This is a genomic window from Stenotrophomonas sp. GD03777 (assembly GCF_029842485.1).
GTDB classification, from domain to species: Bacteria; Pseudomonadota; Gammaproteobacteria; order Xanthomonadales; family Xanthomonadaceae; genus Stenotrophomonas; species Stenotrophomonas sepilia.
This window is the reverse complement of record NZ_JAOCGL010000083.1, coordinates 1-18,832: the sequence shown is the minus strand read 5'-3', so window position 1 is coordinate 18,832 and position 18,832 is coordinate 1. Positions and strand designations below refer to the sequence as shown.

Here is an 18,832-nt window from a genome sequence, read left to right as displayed (position 1 = left end):
CCGCGATGGCGGCGACCAGCGCGTCCTGGTCATCCAGCGAGGCGATCACCGGATGGGCGCCGGCCAGTTCGGCCGGGAGGTCCTGCGCGCTGCGCACGATGACGGTGAGTTCGTGGCCGTGGGCCAGCGCGTGGCGGGCGATCTGGCGGCCGATGTTGCCGGTGGAACCAACGAGGGCGATCTTCATGGCAGGACTCCGTGAGGCGATGTGGGCTGGGAATGGGGCCACTCTAGGCTGCTGCAGTCGCTCGAAAAACAGCGTATAACGCGCTTGTTTGTTGCGTGGATCGAGCATATGGACCGATTGACCGCCATGACCGTGTTTGTCGAGGTGGCCGAGCGCGGCAGCCTCACCGCCGCCGCGGAAGTGCTGGACATGTCGCGGGCGATGGTCAGCCGCTACCTGGCCGAGGTCGAGGGCTGGCTGGGTGCACGCCTGCTGCACCGGACCACGCGCCGGGTCAGCCTGACCGGCCCGGGCGAGGCGGCGTTGGCGCGCTTCCGGCAGATGCTGGCGATCGGCGAAGAACTGCAGGGCGAGCTGGCCAGTGATGATCCCGAGCCGCACGGTACGCTGCGCGTGACCGCCAGCGTGTCGTTCGGGCAGAGCCACCTGGCACGGGCGGTGGCCGGTTTCGTCGCGCGCCATCCGGCGGCGCGCATCGAGCTGCTGCTGGTCGACCGCACGGTGAACCTGGTCGAGGAGCGCGTGGACCTGGCCGTGCGCATTGCGCGCCAGATCGACCCCAGCCTGATCGCGCGGCGGCTGGCCACCCGCCGCTCGGTGCTGTGCGCGACGCCGTCGTACCTGCAGGCGCGTGGCACGCCGACCGCGCCGGAGCACCTGGCCGCGCACAACTGCCTGACCCACCACTACGTCGGCAAGAGCCTGTGGCAGCTGCACCGCGATGGCCGTTCGCTGTCGGTGGCGGTGGGCGGCAACATCAGCGCCAACGAGGCCTCGCTGCTGCTGGAGGCGGTACGCGCCGGTGCCGGGATCGCCATGCTGCCGACCTACCAGGTGGCGCCACTGCTGCGCAGCGGCGAGCTGATCGAACTGCTGCCCGGATTCAGTCTGGACGAGCTCGGCATTCATGCCGTGTACGCGTCACGGCGCCAGCAGCCCGCTATCATGCGGCGATTCCTGGATTACCTGGCCGAGTGTTTCGCCAGCCCGGCCTTCCAGGATCTGGATTGGCGCCCGCCGGGCAAGGAGAACACATGAACCATGGACAGGCCTTGATCGACCACAACCGTGCTGCCTGGGACCGCCAGGCCAGCGAAGTGCGCGAATGGTCGCGCCCGGTGGAGAGTTCAACCATTGCCGCCGCGCGCGAAGGCCGCTGGCAGGTGCACCTGACCCCACGCGCGCTGCCACTGGACTGGCTGGGCGACGTGCGCGGCCGTCGCATCCTGTGCCTGGCTTCGGGCGGCGGCCAGCAGGCACCCGTGCTGGCCGCTGCGGGCGCCGACGTCACCGTGTTCGACCTGTCCGACGGGCAGCTGGAACAGGACCGCAGGGTCGCTGCGCGCGACGGCCTGCAGCTGCGCACGGTGCAGGGCGACATGCGCGACCTGCACGTATTCGCCAATGACAGCTTCGACGTGGTGTTCCATCCGATCTCCAACCTGTACGTACCCGACGTGCGCCCGGTGTGGACCGAATGCCGCCGCGTGCTGGCGCGCGATGGCATGTTGATGGCCAGCTTCTACAACCCCGTGCTGTTCGTCGGTGCACGTGATCCGCAGCTGGATGCACAGGGTTTGATCCGGCCGCAGTACGCCATTCCCTATTCGGACCTGGAAGACCTGCCCGCCGCAGAGCGTGAGGCGAAACTCGCCCGCGGCGATGCGCTGACCTTTGGCCACAGCCTGACCGAACTGATCGGCGGTCAGCTGGATGCAGGCTTCGTGATTGATCGGTTCATGGAAGACTGGCAGCCGAAGCCGCGCTTCCTGATCGACCGTTACCTGCCCACCTTTCTGGCCACCCGCGCACGCAGGATCGGCTGAGGCCGATCCCGGGGAAAAAGCGCGGCGTACAATGGACGGCCCCACGTTGTACAGGCGTCGTCCCTTGTCGTATCCCTATCCGCTGGTCGTATTCGATCTCGATGGCACGCTGGTCGACAGCGCAGCTGACATCGCCGAAGCGCTGAACCGCACGCTGGAAGCCATCGGCATGGCACGGGTGCCGGAAGCCACCGTGCTCGGCTGGATCGGCGACGGTGTGCGCCGCCTGGTCGAACAGGCCGTGCACGCCGCCGGTCGTGAGGTCGACCTGGCCGAGGTCATGCCGGTGTTCATGGTGCACTACCGTGAATGCCTGCTGCGCAGCCCGCGCCTGTTCGATGGCGTGGCCGACGCACTGGCGCAGCTGCGCGCGCGCGCCGTGCCACTGGCGATCTGCACCAACAAGCCCGAAGCACTGGTGCCGCCGCTGCTGCAGCACCTGGGCATCGGTGATGCGTTCGCGCTGGTACTGGGCGGCGATTCACTGCCGCAGCGCAAGCCCAGCGGTGAGCCGCTGCGGCATATCGCTGCGCACTTCGGGCTGCCGGTCGATGCCTGCCTGATGGTGGGTGATTCGCTGACCGACTACCGCGCCGCCGAAGATGCGGGCATGCCGATCGCGCTGGTCCGCTACGGCTACCCGCGCGGTCTGGACCTGGCCACCGCGCATGCGGTGGCGGTGATCGATGACCTGCGTGAACTGCCGGGGTTGCAGGGCTGACGCAGGGGTAGTGCCGGCCGCCGGCCGGCAACCCGGAATGCGTTGCCGAAGGTCATGATGTTGCCGGCCAGCGGCCGGCACTACCATGACCGTCGCGATCATTTCGGCTGGTAACGCACACTCACCTGGTACTCACGGCCCGGCTGGTTGAACCACGCCACCGTCTCATACCTGCGGTCGAACACGTTGGCGGCACGCGCCAGCAGCGACCACGACGGCGTCAGCGCGTACTCGGCGCGCAGATCCAGCGTGCCGTAACCCGCCACCTTCACCGCGTTGGCGGCATCGTCATAGCGCTTGCCCGCTCCCTGAACCGTCAGGCCTGCGCGGAAGGCCCCGAAACGTCGATCGAGGTCCAGGCGCGCGGTCTGCTGTGCACGACGCGGCAGCCAGTTGTCGAACTGGGTGCTGCCGCCGGTGCGGTTGCGTGGGTCGGTGTAGCTCAGCTGGGCGTTGATGTCGAAGCCGGCCAGCAGCACGCCACCGGTCAGTTCGGCACCGCGGATGCGCGCCTTCTCCACCTGCTGCATCCTGAAGGTCGCCGCATCGTAGGTGATCAGATCATCGATGCGGGTTTCATAGACGTCCAGGCCCCAGTGCCAGCCCTGTCCCTGCTGCGAAACGCCCAGGTTGGTGCTCTTGGACTTCTCCGGGTTCAACGTCGGCACACCGCTCCACGGGTCGTACAGGTCGCTGAAGGTCGGCGCCTTGAACGCAGTGCCGTAACTGGCATTGACACGCAGGCCGTGGCCGAGCTCCATCGCCCAGCCGAGGCTGCCGGTGGCGTGGTTGCCGAACTGCTGGTTGTCGTCGTTGCGCGCGCTGGCCTGCAGCTGGTGGCGACCGAAGCGTCCCTGGTACTGCACGAACACGCCGGTGTTGCGGCGGCTGTCGACCCGATATCCGGCACTGCTGCCATCCAGGTTGTCTTCGCTCCAGTCCACGCCGGTGCTCAGCAGCTGGCCTTCGGCCAAGGCGAAGTCACCCTGCAGCGAGGCACTGTCGCGGTGGGTCTGAGCGCTGCCACGGGCATCGAAGTCACCGAAGTTGTCCGACTCGTTGTCACTGCGCCCGACATTGGCGGTGAACGACAGGCGTTCGGACGGGGTGTAGCGCACCTTGCCGGCCAGCACCTGCTGGCGGGTTTCCGAATAGTTGTAGTAGCCGTCGTAATGGTTCTTTCCGTCGGCACGCAATGCACTGCCTTCCACGTTCCATTGGTCGTTGAAGGTGTAGCCACCGCGCAGGCTCTTGGACAGGTTGCGGTAGCCATCGCGGTCATGTTCGTCGGCAAAGCAGCCGGTGAACAGCGTTGCCGAGCCGCGGCAGGCATCGATGCCATCGGAATGCTGGTAGGCGATGTCGGCGCCGAACCAGCCGCGTTCGGTCCCGCCGCCGATCCCGCCGCTGGCTTCGCGCAGGCCGTTGCTGCCGCCACCGAGCTGGAAGTGCGGGGCGAAATCACCCTGGTTGCGGCGGGTGAAGATCTGGATCACGCCGCCAATGGCATCGGCGCCGTACAGGCTCGACTGCGGGCCACGCACGATTTCCACGCGCTCGATCTGCGCCAGCGGCAGGTCTTGGTACATCGCCAGGCCGAGGTCGGCACTGTTGATGCGCACGCCGTCGACCAGCACCACGGTGTGGCCCGAGTTGGTGCCGCGCAGGAACAGCGAGCTCTGCTTGCCGAGCCCGCCGGCATTGGTCAGGTTGATGCCGGCGCGGCCGCGCAGCAGTTCCTGCAGCGAGGTGGCCTGGCTGGATTCGATCTGCGCGCGGTCGATCACCTGGGCCGGCGCGATGCTGTCCTGCAGGGCGATCGGGGTGCGCGTGGCGGTGACCAGGATCTGGTCGAGCGCGGTGGTGTCATCGGCGGCCTGTGCCAGCGCGGGCAGGGCGGCCAGTACGGCCAGGGACAGCATTCGGGACTGCAGCTTCATGGGGGGACTCCAGGTGCCACGCACGCCCGCGTGGCGAAGGGGAGGAGCCGCGAAGGCAGGCACGCGCCGATGCCGCAGCGCACGCCACGGTCATCCAGCGCCATGCCCACCGCATCGCGACCTGAGGCTTCCGGGCCGGTCTCCGGGCTTGCCGCCGGGTGGCGCGAGGCCACCGTCCAGGCGCCTTCCCATGCCTGCGGCACAGTGGCGGTGTTGCCTGGAACTGACGTGCTTACCGTTGCGGGGGCAGCGCCGGCCTGGCATGGAATCACGCGTCACCGGCTTCCCGTTTCAACCTGCCGGCCACGGCCGCAGGTCACCTGGAAGTGCGCGCAGTCTACGGCATCGCAGGCCGTCCCGTTGCGTCGCGCCTGCGCGGCTGCCTCTGCTGTGCCTTTAGAATGGTTGCTCGATCCCGTGGTGCCGTTACCGATGTCTGCCCGTTCTCCGTTGTACCTGCGTCGCCCGTCCGGGACGCACGCATGATCCTCGACCTGGTCCGCCATGCCGGCAACGGTCGCGATGAGTTCCTTGATGGCCGCAGCGATCCACCGCAGCTGGCCGGCCTGCCGCAGGAGCTGGTCGAGGCCTATGCCGGGCAACGCTGGGAGCGGGTGATCAGTTCACCGCGGTTGCGCGCCCTGCACACGGCGATGGCGCTGGCCACCCCACGCGGGCTGGACGTCGAAGCGGACGAGGAATGGGAAGAACTGGATTTCGGCGATTGGGACGGGCAGTCGCTGTTCGACCTGCCGGAAGATGCGCTGGCCGCCTTCCATGCCGATCCGCATGCGTTCCCGCCGCCGAACGGCGAGAGCTGGGGTCATTTCGAGCGGCGTATCGCGCGCGCGCTGGATCGCCTGCTCGATGATGATGATCCGGTGCCGACGCTGGTGGTCAGCCATGGTGGCCCGCTGCGCATGGTGTTGTCGCAGGTTTGCGGCCTGCCGATGTCGCTGTGCTGGGCCCTGCGCATCGACCACGGCACGCGCCTGCGGGTGTGGCTGGAGCGGGGCGAGGTCGGGCTGGTGGGCGAGCTGCTGGAACTGCAGCAGCCGTAGTCCATCGGTAGTGCCGGCCGCTGGCCGGCAGCCTCAGGAACGTTGCAAGGATCACGCAGTTGCCGGCCAGCGGCCGGCACTACCGGTGCAGTCAATCCTCGTCCGCGCCCTCGGCAACGCTGTCTTCAGCGTCATCGTCGGCATCGAAGCGCTGCTCATGCACCGGGCCCGACGCCGGGCCGGCCGACTTCAGCGGATGCGCGGCGATGCGCGCTTCGTAGTCCTGCACCAGCGCTTCACGCTGCGGCTCGCTCAGCTCCTGCCAGTGGCAGTCCAGCAATGCGCCTTCCAGCGAGTACAGCAGGTTCAGGCTGGGCTTGAAGCCGGCCCGCTTGACCTTGACGAAGGCGCCAACTGCGCCGATCGCAACCAGGTCCTCGCGGCTGCGCAGCCCGACCTGGCGCAGCCACGCTGCACTCTTCGGGCCGATGTTGCGCAGCTTCGGTGCGCTCATCCCAGTGCCTCGACGAACACGCGGGCGATGGCTTCCAGGCCGGCCTGATCGTCGGCGTCGAAGCGGCCGACCTTCGGGCTGTCGATATCGAACACGCCGATCAGTTCATCGCCGCGCAGCAGCGGCACCACCAGCTCCGAACGCGAGGCCGAGTCGCAGGCGATGTGGCCGGGGAAGGCATCGACGTCGTCCACGCGCTGGGTTACGCGCTGGCTGGCGGCGGCACCGCACACACCCTTGTCCAGCGGGATGCGCACGCAGGCCGGCAGGCCCTGGAACGGGCCGACCACCAGTTCCTTGCCGTCATACAGGTAGAAGCCCACCCAGTTCAGGTCGGGCAGGGCGTGATAGACCAGTGCGGAGAGGTTGGCCGCGTTGGCGATGCGGTCGGACTCGGCGTAGACCAGGCCACGGGCCTGTTCCAGCAGCTGGGCGTATTGTTCCGGCTTGCTGCCGGTGAGCGAGGCATTGGCGAACATGCCCGCAGTCTAGCAAGTGCACCGGGCCGGCGATAATGCACGCACTGTTGCCCTGTTGGAGCCGATCGATGCCGTTGCCCGCTACGCTGCCGCCCGCCCTGTTCGTTACCGGCACCGATACCGAAATCGGCAAGACCGCGGCCAGCACCGCGCTGCTGCATGCACTGCGCCAGCGTGGCCTGCGCGCGGTGGGCATGAAGCCGGTGGCCAGCGGCAGCGAGGATCTGGGGCAGGGCCTGCGCAACGAGGACGCGCTGGCGCTGCAGGCGGCCAGCTGGCCGGTGCCGGACTATGCCGATCTGAATCCCTATGCGCTGCGGCAGCCACTGGCACCGGAGCTGGCTGCTGCCGAGGACGGCGTGCAGGTGGCGCTGGCGCCGATCGTGGCCGCGTTCGAACGCCTGCGCGCGAAGGCCGATATCGTCGTGGTGGAGGGCGTGGGCGGTTGGCTGGCGCCGGTCTCGGCCACGCTGGACCAGCTCGACCTGGTGCGTGCGCTGCAGCTGCCGGTGCTGCTGGTGGTGGGCATGCGGCTGGGCTGCGTCAACCACGCGCGGTTGACCGCGCAATCGCTGCAGGCCAGCGGCGTGGACTGCCTGGGCTGGATCGGCAACCACATCGACCCGGCAATGCAGCGCCAGGACGAGAACATCGCCACGCTGCAGCAGCGCCTGCCGATGCCGTGCTGGGGACGGCTGCCGCATCTGCCGGATGCCAGTGGTGAAGCGCTGGCGGCGCACCTGCTCGACGACCTGGGGTAGTGCCGGCCGCCAGCTCCCGCGCGATCGCACCCAGCCGTTCCACCGCACCGATGAAGCGCGCATCCAGGCTCTGGCAGCACGACAGCCGCAGGCAGTGGCGATAGCGCGCACCACGCGAATAGACCTGGCCGGGCATGAACACGATGTCCTCCTGCAGCGCTCGCTCGAACAGCTCGCGCGTGTCAACGCCCGGCAGTTCCAGCCACAGCAGGAATCCGCCCTGTGGTTCGGTGGCGCGGGTGCCTGCCGGGAAATGCTCGGCTACCAGCTGGCGCAGCCGTCCCACCTGTTCGCGGTACAGGCGGCGCATGCGATGCAGATGGTGCTCGTAGCTGCCTGCTTCCAGATACGCGGCCACCGCATCGCCGAGCAGCTGCGGCTCACCGCCGGTGGACTGGAACTTCAGCAGCGCGATGCGCTCTGCGAAGCGACCGCCATCCAGCCAGCCGATGCGGTAATCCGGCGCCAGTGTCTTTGAGAAGCCACCGACCACCATCACCCAGCCATCGCGATCAAAGGCTTTCAGCAACGGGGCCGGTGGCTCGCAGAACTGCAGCTCGGCGTACACCGCATCCTCGATCAGGGGCAGCTGCCGTGCGTTGACCAGCTCGGCCAAGCGTTGCTTGGCGGCGGTCGGCATGGTGCAGCCGAGCGGGTTGTGCACGGTCGGCATCACCACCAGTGCGGCCAGCGGCGTGTGCTCCAGCAGCGCATCCAGTGCACCTACATCCAGTCCGTGCTGCGGGTGGGTGGGTAACTCGATGGCCTGCAGGCCGAGGTTGGCCAGCAACGGATACAGGTTGAAGTAGGACGGCGCCTCGATGCCCACCGCATCACCGGGCTGGGTGACCGCGCGCAACGCCAGCTGCAGGGCTTCCATCGCACCATGGGTCAGCAGGAGTCGCTCGGCGTGGGTGTGCAGGCCCATGCGCGGACTGCGGCGCACGATCTGCGCCAGCAGCCGCGGTGAACCATTCGGGCGCGCGTAGGTCTCCACCGTCTGTTGGCCATGGCGCAGTACCTGCGCGGTGTGCTTGGCCAACTGCGCGCCGGGATAGAACTGGCGACCACGCGGGCCGGCGAAGGCCAGGTCGACCACACCCGGGCGGCGCTGCGCTTCCAGCACGCGCGCCATCAGCACCTGCTGCAGCGGTGCGGTGGGTGCCGAGGGCGCATCGCGCAATGATCGTTCCGGCACCGACAGCCGCGGCGCCACCTCGAAGCCGGCCTTGGGCCGCGGAATGACCAGGCCCGCATCTTCCAGCTGGCGATAGGCGGCGATCACCGTGTTGAGGCTGAGCCTGCGCTGTGACGCCATCTGCCGCAGCGAAGGCAGGCGGCTGCCGACCGGAAGGCGACCGCCGTGGATGGCCTCAGCCAGTTCGTCGGAGAGCCGCTGGTAGCGTGGAGGGATCATCGTGGCCTGGTCATCTGTATCCATCGAACATCCCGCCATCTGGTGCTGTACCCATGATGATGGCGAGCCTAGCATGTCGTCGTCGGCCGGGCCTGATCGGGGCGTGGCTGGCGCATTCCAAGCGCACGGCGGGACCGCCGTGCGTCTTTTTTTGTGTGTAGAGCCGAGCACCGATCAGCCCCAGGGCAAATGCCGTCAGCGCATCGGCACCAGCACCGCCTCGCGCCGGTACAGCGCCGGGAACTGCCTGGCCAGGGCCGCCAGCTTCGGTGCGTCGTAGTAGCGGATGTAGGCGGCCTGCGGGTAGTTGGTCATGTAGTTCTGGTGGTAGCTCTCGGCCGGGTAGAAGCGCTGGCCGCTGACCAGCTGGGTGACGATCGGTGCGCGGTAGCTGCCGGCCTGGCTGAGCTGGGCGATGTAGGCACGGCTGGCCGCCTGCTGGCGGGCGTCATCACTGAAGATCGCCGAGCGATACTGGCTGCCGTGGTCCGGACCCTGGCGGTTGAGCTGGGTCGGGTCGTGCGCGACCGAGAAGAACACCTGCATCAGCTGTCCATAGCTGACCTGGCGCGGGTCGTAGTCAATCTTTACAGCTTCGGCATGGCCGCTCTGTCCACCGCTGACGCGCTCATAGCGCGCATTGGCTGCACTGCCACCGATATAGCCGGACACCGCATTGCTCACGCCCTTGACGTGCTGGAACACGCCCTGCACGCCCCAGAAGCAACCGCCGGCAAACACCACGCTGGCGTGGGTGGCGTCATCGCGGAACGCCGCATCGCCGGTGGGGGCCGGCAGTGCCTGGATCTGCGCGCTGGCTTCGACCGGCGCCGCAGCCGCACCGTGATCGACCAGCAGCACCCCGGCAATCAATGCCATGGCCACCAGGCCGGCCACACCGGCGGCGATGCCCTGTTCAAAGGAGAGTTTCATCATGTGCTCCCGGTTCAACCGAAGGTGAAGGCATAGGCCTGCACGCCCGCATCGAGGAATTCGATCTCGAAGCGATGCGGACCGACCGTGCCGCGCTGGCGTACCAGCTGGTACAGGCGATGCTCGTCGACCACGCCACTGCCATCGGCGCCGACATCACTACCGGCATCGGCGGCGGGTAGCGCCTTGCCATCCAGCCAGACGCGGAAGCGCACCGGCCTGCCGTCGCGGCTGGGCGCCAGCACCAGGTGCAGGTCGCGCGCATGGAACTGGAAGGCAATGCGGCCACCGGCCTGCTGCAGCTGTGCGGCTTCATCGGTGACGGTCCAGCGCCCCGACAGTCCCCACTGGTTCAGCGCCAGGGTCGTCGGCAAGGAGTAGTCGAACGCGGCATCACTGCGCTGCCCGCCGGGCGAGGCGAACTGTTCGGCGCGGGCGTGGCCCAGATACGTTTCCGGCGAGCGCAGGTTGCCCATGTCGGCCTGCACGGCCACGCCTTTCAGGTCGGCGGCAGCAGGATCGGCAGGCGGCGGCAGGTTGGCCTGCCCGGCTTCGGTCAGCAGGCGACGGATCATCTGTTCCGAACGCGCATAGTTGCCTTCGCCGAACTGGTGGCCGCGGATGTTGCCCTGCGCATCAACGAAGTACTGCGCTGGCCAGTAGCGGTTGTTGAACGCGCGCCAGATCGTGTACTGGTTGTCGAGCGCCACCGGGTACTCGACCTTCAGCTGCTGCACCGCCTTCATCACGTTGCGCGGGTCACGCTCGAAGGCGAACTCCGGCGTGTGCACGCCGATCACCACCAGGCCGTGGTCGCGGTAGCGGCGCTCCCATTCGTGAACGAACGGCATCGCACGCAGGCAGTTGATGCAGGAGTAGGTCCAGAAATCGACCAGCACGACCTTGCCGCGCAGCTGCTGGGCCGTCAGCGGTGGGCTGTTGAGCCAGCCGGTGGCCCCGTCCAGCGCGGGCAGGGTGCCTTCGACCGGCAGCGGTGCATCGCCAGCGGCGTCGGCACCGGCCATCATCATCATCGGTGGTACCGCCGGCTGCGCGCCGGGTACCGCGTCCAGCAGGCCCTGCTCGATACGCGCGGTGCTGAGCGTGGAAAGACGGGTCAGCAGGCCGGTATCCCAGCCCAAGCCGATTGCCACCACCGCCAGCAGGGCGGCCACGCCCAGCACCTTGCGCAGTGCATTGCCGAGTCCAAGCCGCGCCTGCAGCGCACGGAACACCCGGCCGCCCACCCACACCGCCAGTGCCAGCGCGGTGATCGCGCCCAGCGCATACGACAGCAGCAGGGCGCTGGTACCCACGCTGGCACCATGCAGGGCGGCACCGGTCAGCACCAGGCCGAGGATCGGACCTGCACACGGTGCCCACAGCAGGCCGGTGGCGATGCCGATCAGCAGCGAGGTCCACGCGCCGCCGCGCCCAGCGGCATCCGCGGCATCGGCGCGCGCGCTCAGACGGGCACCCACGCGCTGGAACGGCGCCAGCAGATGGTCGGCCACTCGTGGCCACAGCAGGGCGACCGCGAACAGCGCCATCAGCAGCAGGGCGATCCAGCGCCCGACCTGGTTGGCCTGTGCCACCCATTGGCTGCCCACCGCGGCCAGGCTGGCAACCACGGTGAAGGTGAGCGCCATGCCCAGCAGCAATGGCAGCGTGCTGCGCAGGAACGGACGGTCGGCACGCGCGAACACGAACGGCAGCACCGGCAGGATGCAGGGGCTGAGCAGGGTCAGTGCGCCCCCCAGGTAGGCAAGCAGCAACAGCAGCATCGTCAGGCTCCGGAAACAGGGGAAGAACCGACCGGCACCCGCCAGCCGTCGGCAGTGCCATCCGTGGCGCCGGGAACGAACACCATCGCTGCACCGTTCATGCAGTAGCGCAGCCCGGTCGGGCGTGGGCCATCGTTGAACACATGGCCGAGGTGGCCGCCACAGCGACGGCAGTGCACCTCCACCCGCAGCATCCCGAAGGTAACGTCGCGGTCTTCGCCGATGGCGTTGTGCAGCGGCGCCCAGAAGCTGGGCCAGCCGGTGCCGCTCTCGAACTTGGTGGACGAGGAAAACAGCGGCAGCGCACAGCCGGCACACGCGAAGGTGCCCTGCCGGTGTTCCTTGTTGAGCGGGCTGCTCCACGGCCGTTCGGTGGCCTGCTGGCGCAGCACCGCGTACTGCGCCGGGGTCAGGCGCTGGCGCCACTCGGCATCACTGTGCATGACCTCGAACTGTCGCGACGGACGCGCTTCAGCGGCGGCCGGGGCGGCGCGGCTGCAGGCCCCCAGGCCGAGCAGGCCGGCGGCGGTGGCAACACCTCCCAGGCCCAGCAGATGGCGGCGGGACAAGGACATGGCGGACTCCGGGAAGGGGATGACGGGGCCATGCTGCGCCCGCCCGGGTCAACGAATCCTCACGCAGGATTCAATTTTTCGTGAGGTATCGGCGGCCGTCCCGCGCCACAATGCAACCCGCCTCCCCACTGGCCTTGAGCTGACGATGTCGACCAAACGCGTGCTGATCGTTGAAGACGATGCCCACATCGCCGACCTGCTGCGCATGCACCTGGGCGATGAGGGCTACGACGTCGCCCATGCTGCCAGCGGCGATGCCGGCCTGCGCCTGCTCGAGCAGGACGGCCCGTGGGATGCGCTGGTGCTGGACGTGATGCTGCCCGGCGTGGACGGCCTGCAGGTGTGCCAGCGCGCACGCGCGATGGCGCGGTATGTGCCGATCATCATCATCAGTGCGCGCGGCAGCGAAACCCAGCGCATCGTCGGCCTGGAACTGGGCGCGGACGATTACCTGGCAAAACCCTTCTCGATGCCGGAACTGGTGGCACGCGTGCGCGCGCTGCTGCGCCGCGCCGAGGCGATGGCGCAGAGCGCACGCATCGATGCCGGCGCGATCGAGCTGGGGGGACTGCAGTTGGACCCGGTCGCGCGTACCGCCTCGGTGGATGGCAATCCATTGGAGCTGACCCCGCGCGAGTTCGACCTGCTGTTGTTCTTCGCCCGTCACCCGGACCAGGTGTTCGCGCGCATGGAACTGCTCAACCAGGTCTGGGGCTACCAGCACGATGGCTACGAGCATACGGTCAACACCCATATCAACCGCCTGCGCAGCAAGATCGAGCCCGATCCGGCCAATCCGCGGCGGCTGCTGACGGTGTGGGGCCGTGGCTACAAGCTGGTCGACCCGGCCGGAGCAGCGGCATGATCAAGCCGAACCTGTGGCAGAAGCTGGCAGTGGTGACCGCTGCGCTGATGCTGACGTGCTGCATGGCGCTGCTTGCACTGCAGATGCGTGCCAATACCCGCCACGAGCAGGAGGTGGTACAGCGGTTGTCGCTGGGCCTGGCCGAGCACATCGCCCAGCGCAGCGAGCTGATGGATACCAGCGGCATGCGTGATGCGGCGGTGCGGGCGCTGTTCGGCCAGTTGATGGCGGTCAATCCCAGCGTCGAGGTCTACCTGCTGGATGACCAGGGCCGCATCCTCGGCCACGATGCACCCAGTGGGCACCTGGTGCGAAACCGGGTGGACGTGGCGCCGCTGCGCCACCTGCTGGCCGGTGCGCCGTTGCCGATCCTCGGCGATGACCCGCGCAGCCGTGATGGCCGCAAGGTGTTCAGCGTCGCCCCGCTGGTCGTGCAGGGTCGCCAGGCGGGCTACGTGTACGTGGTACTGGTCGGCGAGCACCGGCAGATGCTGGCCGACGATCTTGCGGCCGGCAGCCAGTGGAACACCACGCTGTGGTCGGTGGTGCTGGTCGGTGGCCTCGGCCTGCTGGCCGGGCTGGTGGCGTTCTACTGGGTGACCCGTCCGCTGCGGCGGCTGACCCGACGCATCCAGGCCTTCGACATCGACGCACCCACGCCGTTGCCACCGCCGGAGCCGCTGCGCCCCGGTGAGCGCGACGAGCTGGTGATCCTCGAACACGCGCACGCGCAGATGGCGCAGCGGCTGGGCGAGCAGTGGCAGCAGCTGCGCCATCAGGACCTGCAGCGCCGCGAACTGGTTGCCAATATCTCGCACGACCTGCGCACGCCGCTGTCGTCGCTGCATGGCTACCTGGAAACGCTGGCACTGAAGGACGCCACGCTGTCAGCGGACGAGCGCCGCCGCTATCTCGGTATCGCGCTGGCGCAGAGCGCCAAGGTCGGCCGGCTGGCGCGCGCGCTGTTCGAGCTGGCGCGGCTGGAGCATGGCGAAGTGCGGTTGGAGTGGGAGGTGTTCGCGCTGCCGGAGCTGCTGCAGGACGTGCTGCAGAAGTTCGAACTGGCGGCACAGGCGCGCGGCCAGCAGCTGCACGCAGCGTTCCCCCCCGGCCTGCCGCTGGTGCGCGCCGACCTGGGCCTGGTCGAACGGGTGTTGACCAACCTGCTCGACAACGCGCTGCGCCATGCACCCGACGGTGGACAGATCGAGGTGCGCCTTTGCGCGACTCCCGACAGCGTGGAGGTCAGCGTGGCTGATGACGGCCCAGGGGTGGCGCCGGCGTTGCGCACCCAGCTGTTCCAGGCACCGGCCGCGCTGGGCGCGCGGCGCGGCGAGAACGGCGGATTGGGGCTGTTGATCGTGCAGCGCATCGTGCAGCTGCACGGCCGCCGCATCGAACTGCGCGACAGCGAGCGTGGCGCGCTGTTCGTGTTTGCCTTGCCGCGTGCGGAACCGGCGGCCTAGCAGGCCGCTTCGCATTCGACGATGCCGCCGCCGTTTTCCAGCGGCAGGTGCAGGCGGATGCAGGCACCGCCCAGCGACGAATCGGTTACTTCGACGTGGCCGCCATGCTTGTCGGCCACCACCTGCACCAGTGCCAGGCCGAGGCCGAAGCCGGGACTGCCCGGGTCCAGCCGGACGTAGGGCTGCAGTACCTGGCCGCGCAGTTCGGGTGCAATGCCGGGGCCGTCGTCCTCCACCTGCAGGCATAGCCAGCCGTCATTGACGCTGCTGGCAATACGGATCTGCCGGCGCGCGTAGCGCAGTGCATTGCCGAGCAGGTTGCGCAGTGCCAGCTCCAGCATATGCCGGTTGACGTTGACCAGACCCACCGGCGACAGCGCCTGCTGCACCGGCATCGGCAGCGGCGCGAACTGGGCGACCACGCCGCGCACCAGCGCCGCCAGCTGCAGGCGCTGGCGGGTCAGCTGATGGCAGCGGCCCAGTGCGGCGTACTCGACGCCTGCATCGGTCAGGTGCTGCAGCCGATCCACATCGGTGCGCAATCCGCCCAGTGCATCGCGCTGCCCATCATCAAGCGCGGTGTCCTCCAGGTCGGCCAGGCCGAAACGCATCCGCGCCAATGGCGTGCGCACTTCGTGCGCCACCGCCTGCGCCAGCACACGCTGGCTTTCCAGCAGCTGCTGCAGCTGCTCGGCCATGTGGTTGAAGGCATTGGCCAGTGGCCGCACCAGCGCGGTGCCCGCACGCGGCGCACGCGTGTCCAACTGGCCATCGCGCATCTGCCTGGCCGCCTGCGCCAGCTGCGAGACGTCGCGCCACAACCGATAGACCATCACGTACATCGGCAATGCCACCGCCACCATCAGGATCAGCAGCAGGATCGCCACGCCCGACACTTCGCTGTCCTGCCAGCCCTCGTCCGGCAGCGCTTCATCCAGCGGCCCCAGCATCACCGCGTAGTCGCTGTCACCGATGCGCTGCAGGCTGCGCATGTGCTCCAGGTCGATCTGCACGCGGCCGTTGTTGAACGGCGGACGTTGGCTGGCCGGCAACGCCTTCACTGCCTCAGCCAGCGGCACCATGCGCAGCGCGTAGGCGAAATCGGCGTCGAGTTCGCGTGCCAGCACCGGCCACTGGTCGCGCGGGGTTTCGGCGAAGCGGTGCTGCAGCAGGGCATGGGTGCCACGCATTTCGGCCTGCAGCCCGGCTTCGGTGCGGTCCTCCAGCAGGGCATCCCAGGCCCACAGGCCCAGCACGATCAGCAACAGGTGGGCAACCAGGAAGCCGATGCCGTAGCGCAGGAAGTGGAAGGCGTGGCCGCGCATCGCCGAGGGCGTGCGCTTCATCCCCATGCCGAGCGGCTGAACAGGTAGCCGCGGCCACGGACGGTCTTGATCCGTTCCGGCTGCTCGGGGTTGTCGCCCAGCTTGCGGCGCAGGCGCGAGATGCGGGCATCGATCGAACGGTCCAGGCCGTCGAAGGCGATGCCACGCAGGCCGCGCAGCAGCGCGTCGCGGTCCAGGATCTGGCCGGCATTGCTGGCCAGCAGGAACAGCAGGTCGAACTCGGCGGTGGTCAGCTCCAGCAGGCTGCCCTGCAGGTGCACGTTGCGGGTGGACGGGTCGATGCTCAGCTCGCCGAAGCGCAGGCTGCCGTCACGCGGTTCGACCCGGCGGTGGCGGCGCAGGTGGGCGCGCAGCCGCGCCAGCAGCACCCGCGGTTCGATCGGTTTGCCGATGTAGTCGTCGGCCCCCAGCTCCAGCCCCAGAACCTGGTCGATGTTGTCGGTGCGGGCGGTCAGCACGTAGATGATGCCGTCATAGAGGGGCCGGATCTGCCGACACACTTCGAAACCATCCTGGTCGGGCAGGCCGACATCGAGCAGCACCAGGGCTGGTTTCTCGGCCAGGATGCGGGCCACTGCGCGCTCGCCGCTGCGCTCGTGGGCCACCTGGTAGCCATGCCGTTGCAGGTAGTCGCTGACCATCGTTCCCAGGCGGGCATCGTCTTCGACCAGTACGATATCCAGCATTTCCAAGGCCTCCGTAGGCGCAAACGTACCGCCACGGCACGAGCGCGGCGATGCTATCCCAGCCATCGGGCCGCCCGGGTCCCGGGGGCGGGCGCCATTCAGCCGGGGTTGCTGGCGCAGGGGCCGGGTCTCAGTCCCGGCAACAACTTGGCGTTCAGCATAGCCTGATGCTGTTACAAAACGTTACCTTCGTGATACGACGGGTGACGATCGCTGACAGCAAAGCGACTGACGCCGCGCGGTCCGGCGCCGAGCATGGAGTCTCCTCCGCTCCGCGTGCCGTCCCCCAAGTCGCCCGCCGCCCTCTGCCTGCTGAACCCGTCCCGCCGCCGCCAGTGCGGAGGCTCCCGATGAGCGGCGTGGTCGGGGCCTGGTTGCCGCCCGCCGAGGACGAGCAGTTGCTGCAGCAGCTGGCGCCGATGCTGCGGGCGCTGCAGCAGCGTGGGCGTGGCCGCATCGGCTACTGGACCGACGCCGAGGCCGGCCTCGCGCTGGGCCACTGCCGGGCGCCGACCGATACGCCGTTGCAGCCGCTGAGCTCGGACTGCGGTCGCTACGTGCTGTGCCTGGACGGCCGCCTGTACAACCGCGCTGACCTGCAGGCGCAGTTGCGCGATCTGCCACGCAGCTGCAGCGATGCACGGCTGCTGCTGCAGGCGATCGTCGAATGGGGCGTGCAGCGGGCGCTGTCGCGTATCGAGGGCGCCTTCGGTTTCAGCGTCTGGGACCGCGAGTCGCGCGTGCTGTGGCTGGCCCGTGATCCGGTGGGCGAGAGGCCGCTGTACTACGGCTGGTACCAGGGCCAGTTCCTGTTCGCCTCGGAGTTGAAGGCGCTGCAGGCCTTCGCCGGGTTCGCACCGAGCATCGACCAGGATGCGCTGAGCCTTCTGCTGCGTCACGACTATGTGCCGGCGCCGCACACCATCTACCGCGGCATCCACAAGCTGGTGGCGGGCGCGATGCTGCGCATCGATCTCAGCGACCACGCCGCCGGTTACTCCAGCCAGGCCGCGCAGGGGGGGGCGCGTTACTGGTGCGCACGCGACGCGATGCAGCGTGCACTGCAGGAGCCGCTGCAGCCGGCGCCAAGCCTGGAACAGGCCACCGACCAGCTCGAAGCGGTACTGCAGAAGGCCATCGCTTCACGCATGCACTCGCCATTGGCCTGTGGCGCGTTCCTGTCCGGCGGCACCGACTCCTCGCTGGTGACGGCGATGATGCAGGCCCAATCGACCCTGCCGATCGAAGCCTGGACGGTCGGCTTCGACGATCCGGGACATGACGAGAGCGACTGGGCGTCGCAGGTCGCGCGCCATCTGGGTGTGCAGCACCACCTGCACCGCATGGACGCGCGCCAGGGCCTGGATCTGCTGCAGCGCCTGCCGCAGGTCTGGTGCGAACCGTTCGCCGACGCCTCGCAGCTGCCGACGCTGCTGGCCAGTGAACTGCTGGGGGCACGCAAGCCGGTGGCGCTGACCGGTGACGGTGGCGATGAACTGTTCTTCGGCCACCCCAGCTATGGCCGCGCGCTGCGCAATGCGCGCCTGTGCGGTGGCTTGCCGGACTGGGTACGCGACCTGGCGCGGCGCAGCGGCAACCGCATGAACGCCGAGCGTGGTCGTCTCGGTGGATGGCGTGCCTTGGTGGCCGAAGTTGCTGCCAACGATGTGGAAGGCCACTACCTGCAGCGGGTGACCCGCTGGCGGCAGCCGGCGCAGGTGGTGCTGGGCGCGCGTGAACCGGTGACGATCTTCCAGCAGCAGGACTCGGCGCTGCCGGCCGAAGCGCGCATCCAGCTGCTGGATTTCCGCATGGATCTGGCCGAGGGCATCCTGGCCAAGGTCGACCGCGCGGGCATGGCGGCGGGCGTTGAAACCCGTGCGCCACTGCTGGACATGGAGGTGGTGCGACTGGCCTGGCGCCTGCCGCAGCACCTGAAGTACCACGACGGCGAACACAAACTGATCCTGAAGCACCTGTTGGCACGCTACCTGCCCGAGCCGCTGGTGTACCGTCCCAAGCGCGGCTTTGGCCCGCCGATGGCGCGCTGGCTGGCCGGTCCGTTGCGCGATTGGGCGGAGGCGCTGCTGGACCCGCAGCTGCTTCGCAATCAGGGCTGTTTCGATCCGGCACGCGTGCGCGGCATTTGGGAAGCGTTCCTGCGCGGCGAGCGCAAGTGGCACACGCACCTGTGGAACGTGTTGATGTTCCAGGCGTGGCACCAGCACTGGCACGGTGGTCGCGGGCGCTGAGGTTCCTTCGCGGTGTGTTCTGCGTGGCGCGTGGCGGATTCGTTCTGCGTGGCGCAGGGCGGAGACCCTTGCGTACGAA

17 protein-coding genes, 1 pseudogene and 1 riboswitch are annotated in these 18,832 nt (G+C 68.6%); of the genes and pseudogenes, 8 read left to right on the top strand and 10 right to left on the bottom strand.

Annotated features, from left to right (window positions below; genetic code table 11):
• Window positions 1-187: NAD(P)H-binding protein (locus N5E02_RS15785; protein WP_279946478.1), on the bottom strand; the 187-nt coding region annotated here is incomplete at its 3' end.
• 108 nt (window positions 188-295) lie between these two features.
• On the opposite strand from N5E02_RS15785, the gene N5E02_RS15780 reads away from it, so the two are divergent.
• The 3 genes from N5E02_RS15780 to gph all read left to right on the top strand — a co-directional run bounded on the left by N5E02_RS15780 (window position 296) and on the right by gph (window position 2,734).
• Window positions 296-1,225: a LysR family transcriptional regulator gene (locus N5E02_RS15780; RefSeq protein WP_279946477.1), complete on the top strand. Its 930-nt coding sequence runs from the start codon at window positions 296-298 to the stop codon at window positions 1,223-1,225.
• Window positions 1,222-2,013: a class I SAM-dependent methyltransferase gene (locus N5E02_RS15775; protein WP_005415136.1), complete on the top strand. Its 792-nt coding sequence runs from the start codon at window positions 1,222-1,224 to the stop codon at window positions 2,011-2,013. Before N5E02_RS15780 ends, N5E02_RS15775 begins: the two co-directional genes overlap by 4 nt.
• Before the next feature lie 64 nt (window positions 2,014-2,077).
• Window positions 2,078-2,734: a phosphoglycolate phosphatase gene (gene gph, locus N5E02_RS15770; protein WP_139726682.1), complete on the top strand. Its 657-nt coding sequence runs from the start codon at window positions 2,078-2,080 to the stop codon at window positions 2,732-2,734.
• Window positions 2,735-2,832: 98 nt separating this feature from the next.
• Here gph and btuB read toward each other — a convergent pair whose 3' ends face one another.
• Window positions 2,833-4,674: a TonB-dependent vitamin B12 receptor gene (btuB, locus tag N5E02_RS15765; protein ID WP_164093532.1), complete on the bottom strand. Its 1,842-nt coding sequence runs from the start codon at window positions 4,672-4,674 to the stop codon at window positions 2,833-2,835.
• 115 nt (window positions 4,675-4,789) lie between these two features.
• Window positions 4,790-5,013, bottom strand: a riboswitch (cobalamin riboswitch).
• A 143-nt stretch (window positions 5,014-5,156) separates the two neighbouring features.
• Between btuB and N5E02_RS15760 the strand changes: the two genes are divergently transcribed.
• The gene (locus N5E02_RS15760) at window positions 5,157-5,735 is read left to right on the top strand and encodes a histidine phosphatase family protein (RefSeq protein ID WP_065179285.1); all 579 of its coding nucleotides are present in this window, start codon (window positions 5,157-5,159) and stop codon (window positions 5,733-5,735) included.
• Between the two features lie 91 nt (window positions 5,736-5,826).
• On the opposite strand, the gene N5E02_RS15755 is transcribed toward N5E02_RS15760, so the two are convergent.
• Window positions 5,827-6,189, bottom strand: coding sequence for a TfoX/Sxy family protein (locus N5E02_RS15755; protein ID WP_065179286.1), 363 nt, complete (start codon window positions 6,187-6,189; stop codon window positions 5,827-5,829).
• The gene (locus N5E02_RS15750) at window positions 6,186-6,668 is read right to left on the bottom strand and encodes a GAF domain-containing protein (RefSeq protein WP_004140850.1); all 483 of its coding nucleotides are present in this window, start codon (window positions 6,666-6,668) and stop codon (window positions 6,186-6,188) included. Before N5E02_RS15750 ends, N5E02_RS15755 begins: the two co-directional genes overlap by 4 nt.
• 68 nt (window positions 6,669-6,736) lie before the next feature.
• Between N5E02_RS15750 and bioD the strand changes: the two genes are divergently transcribed.
• Window positions 6,737-7,429, top strand: coding sequence for a dethiobiotin synthase (gene bioD / locus N5E02_RS15745; protein WP_164093533.1), 693 nt, complete (start codon window positions 6,737-6,739; stop codon window positions 7,427-7,429).
• 4 nt (window positions 7,430-7,433) lie between these two features.
• Here the strand turns inward: bioD and N5E02_RS15740 are convergent.
• The 4 genes and pseudogenes from N5E02_RS15740 to msrB form a co-directional block, all read right to left on the bottom strand.
• Window positions 7,434-8,870, bottom strand: a pseudogene (locus N5E02_RS15740) (PLP-dependent aminotransferase family protein); the annotation flags it as partial.
• A gap of 171 nt (window positions 8,871-9,041) precedes the next feature.
• Window positions 9,042-9,779, bottom strand: coding sequence for a peptide-methionine (S)-S-oxide reductase MsrA (gene msrA / locus N5E02_RS15735; protein WP_065179295.1), 738 nt, complete (start codon window positions 9,777-9,779; stop codon window positions 9,042-9,044).
• A 14-nt stretch (window positions 9,780-9,793) separates the two neighbouring features.
• On the bottom strand, window positions 9,794-11,563 hold the full coding sequence (locus tag N5E02_RS15730) for a cytochrome c biogenesis protein DipZ (RefSeq protein WP_235649926.1): 1,770 nt from the start codon (window positions 11,561-11,563) through the stop codon (window positions 9,794-9,796).
• Between the two features lie 2 nt (window positions 11,564-11,565).
• Window positions 11,566-12,138 (bottom strand): peptide-methionine (R)-S-oxide reductase MsrB, encoded by a 573-nt coding sequence (msrB, locus tag N5E02_RS15725; protein ID WP_065179290.1) that lies wholly within the window; start codon window positions 12,136-12,138, stop codon window positions 11,566-11,568.
• A 145-nt stretch (window positions 12,139-12,283) separates the two neighbouring features.
• Between msrB and N5E02_RS15720 the strand changes: the two genes are divergently transcribed.
• Both N5E02_RS15720 and N5E02_RS15715 read left to right on the top strand, forming a co-directional pair.
• The gene (locus tag N5E02_RS15720; RefSeq protein WP_065186281.1) at window positions 12,284-13,003 is read left to right on the top strand and encodes a response regulator transcription factor; all 720 of its coding nucleotides are present in this window, start codon (window positions 12,284-12,286) and stop codon (window positions 13,001-13,003) included.
• Window positions 13,000-14,469 carry an ATP-binding protein gene (locus tag N5E02_RS15715; protein WP_235649927.1) on the top strand — a complete coding sequence of 490 codons (1,470 nt, stop codon included), beginning with the start codon at window positions 13,000-13,002 and terminating at the stop codon, window positions 14,467-14,469. The genes N5E02_RS15720 and N5E02_RS15715 overlap by 4 nt, the downstream gene beginning before the upstream one ends.
• Here the strand turns inward: N5E02_RS15715 and N5E02_RS15710 are convergent.
• Both N5E02_RS15710 and N5E02_RS15705 read right to left on the bottom strand, forming a co-directional pair.
• Window positions 14,466-15,815, bottom strand: a complete 1,350-nt coding sequence (locus N5E02_RS15710; RefSeq protein WP_053498029.1) for an ATP-binding protein — start codon at window positions 15,813-15,815, stop codon at window positions 14,466-14,468. The genes N5E02_RS15715 and N5E02_RS15710 overlap by 4 nt on opposite strands.
• The gene (locus N5E02_RS15705) at window positions 15,812-16,501 is read right to left on the bottom strand and encodes a winged helix-turn-helix domain-containing protein (RefSeq protein ID WP_279946476.1); all 690 of its coding nucleotides are present in this window, start codon (window positions 16,499-16,501) and stop codon (window positions 15,812-15,814) included. Before N5E02_RS15705 ends, N5E02_RS15710 begins: the two co-directional genes overlap by 4 nt.
• A gap of 350 nt (window positions 16,502-16,851) precedes the next feature.
• Between N5E02_RS15705 and asnB the strand changes: the two genes are divergently transcribed.
• Complete coding sequence (asnB, locus tag N5E02_RS15700) at window positions 16,852-18,753, top strand: asparagine synthase (glutamine-hydrolyzing) (protein ID WP_065179293.1); 1,902 nt, start codon at window positions 16,852-16,854, stop codon at window positions 18,751-18,753.
• The last annotated feature ends 79 nt before the right edge of the window (window positions 18,754-18,832 follow it).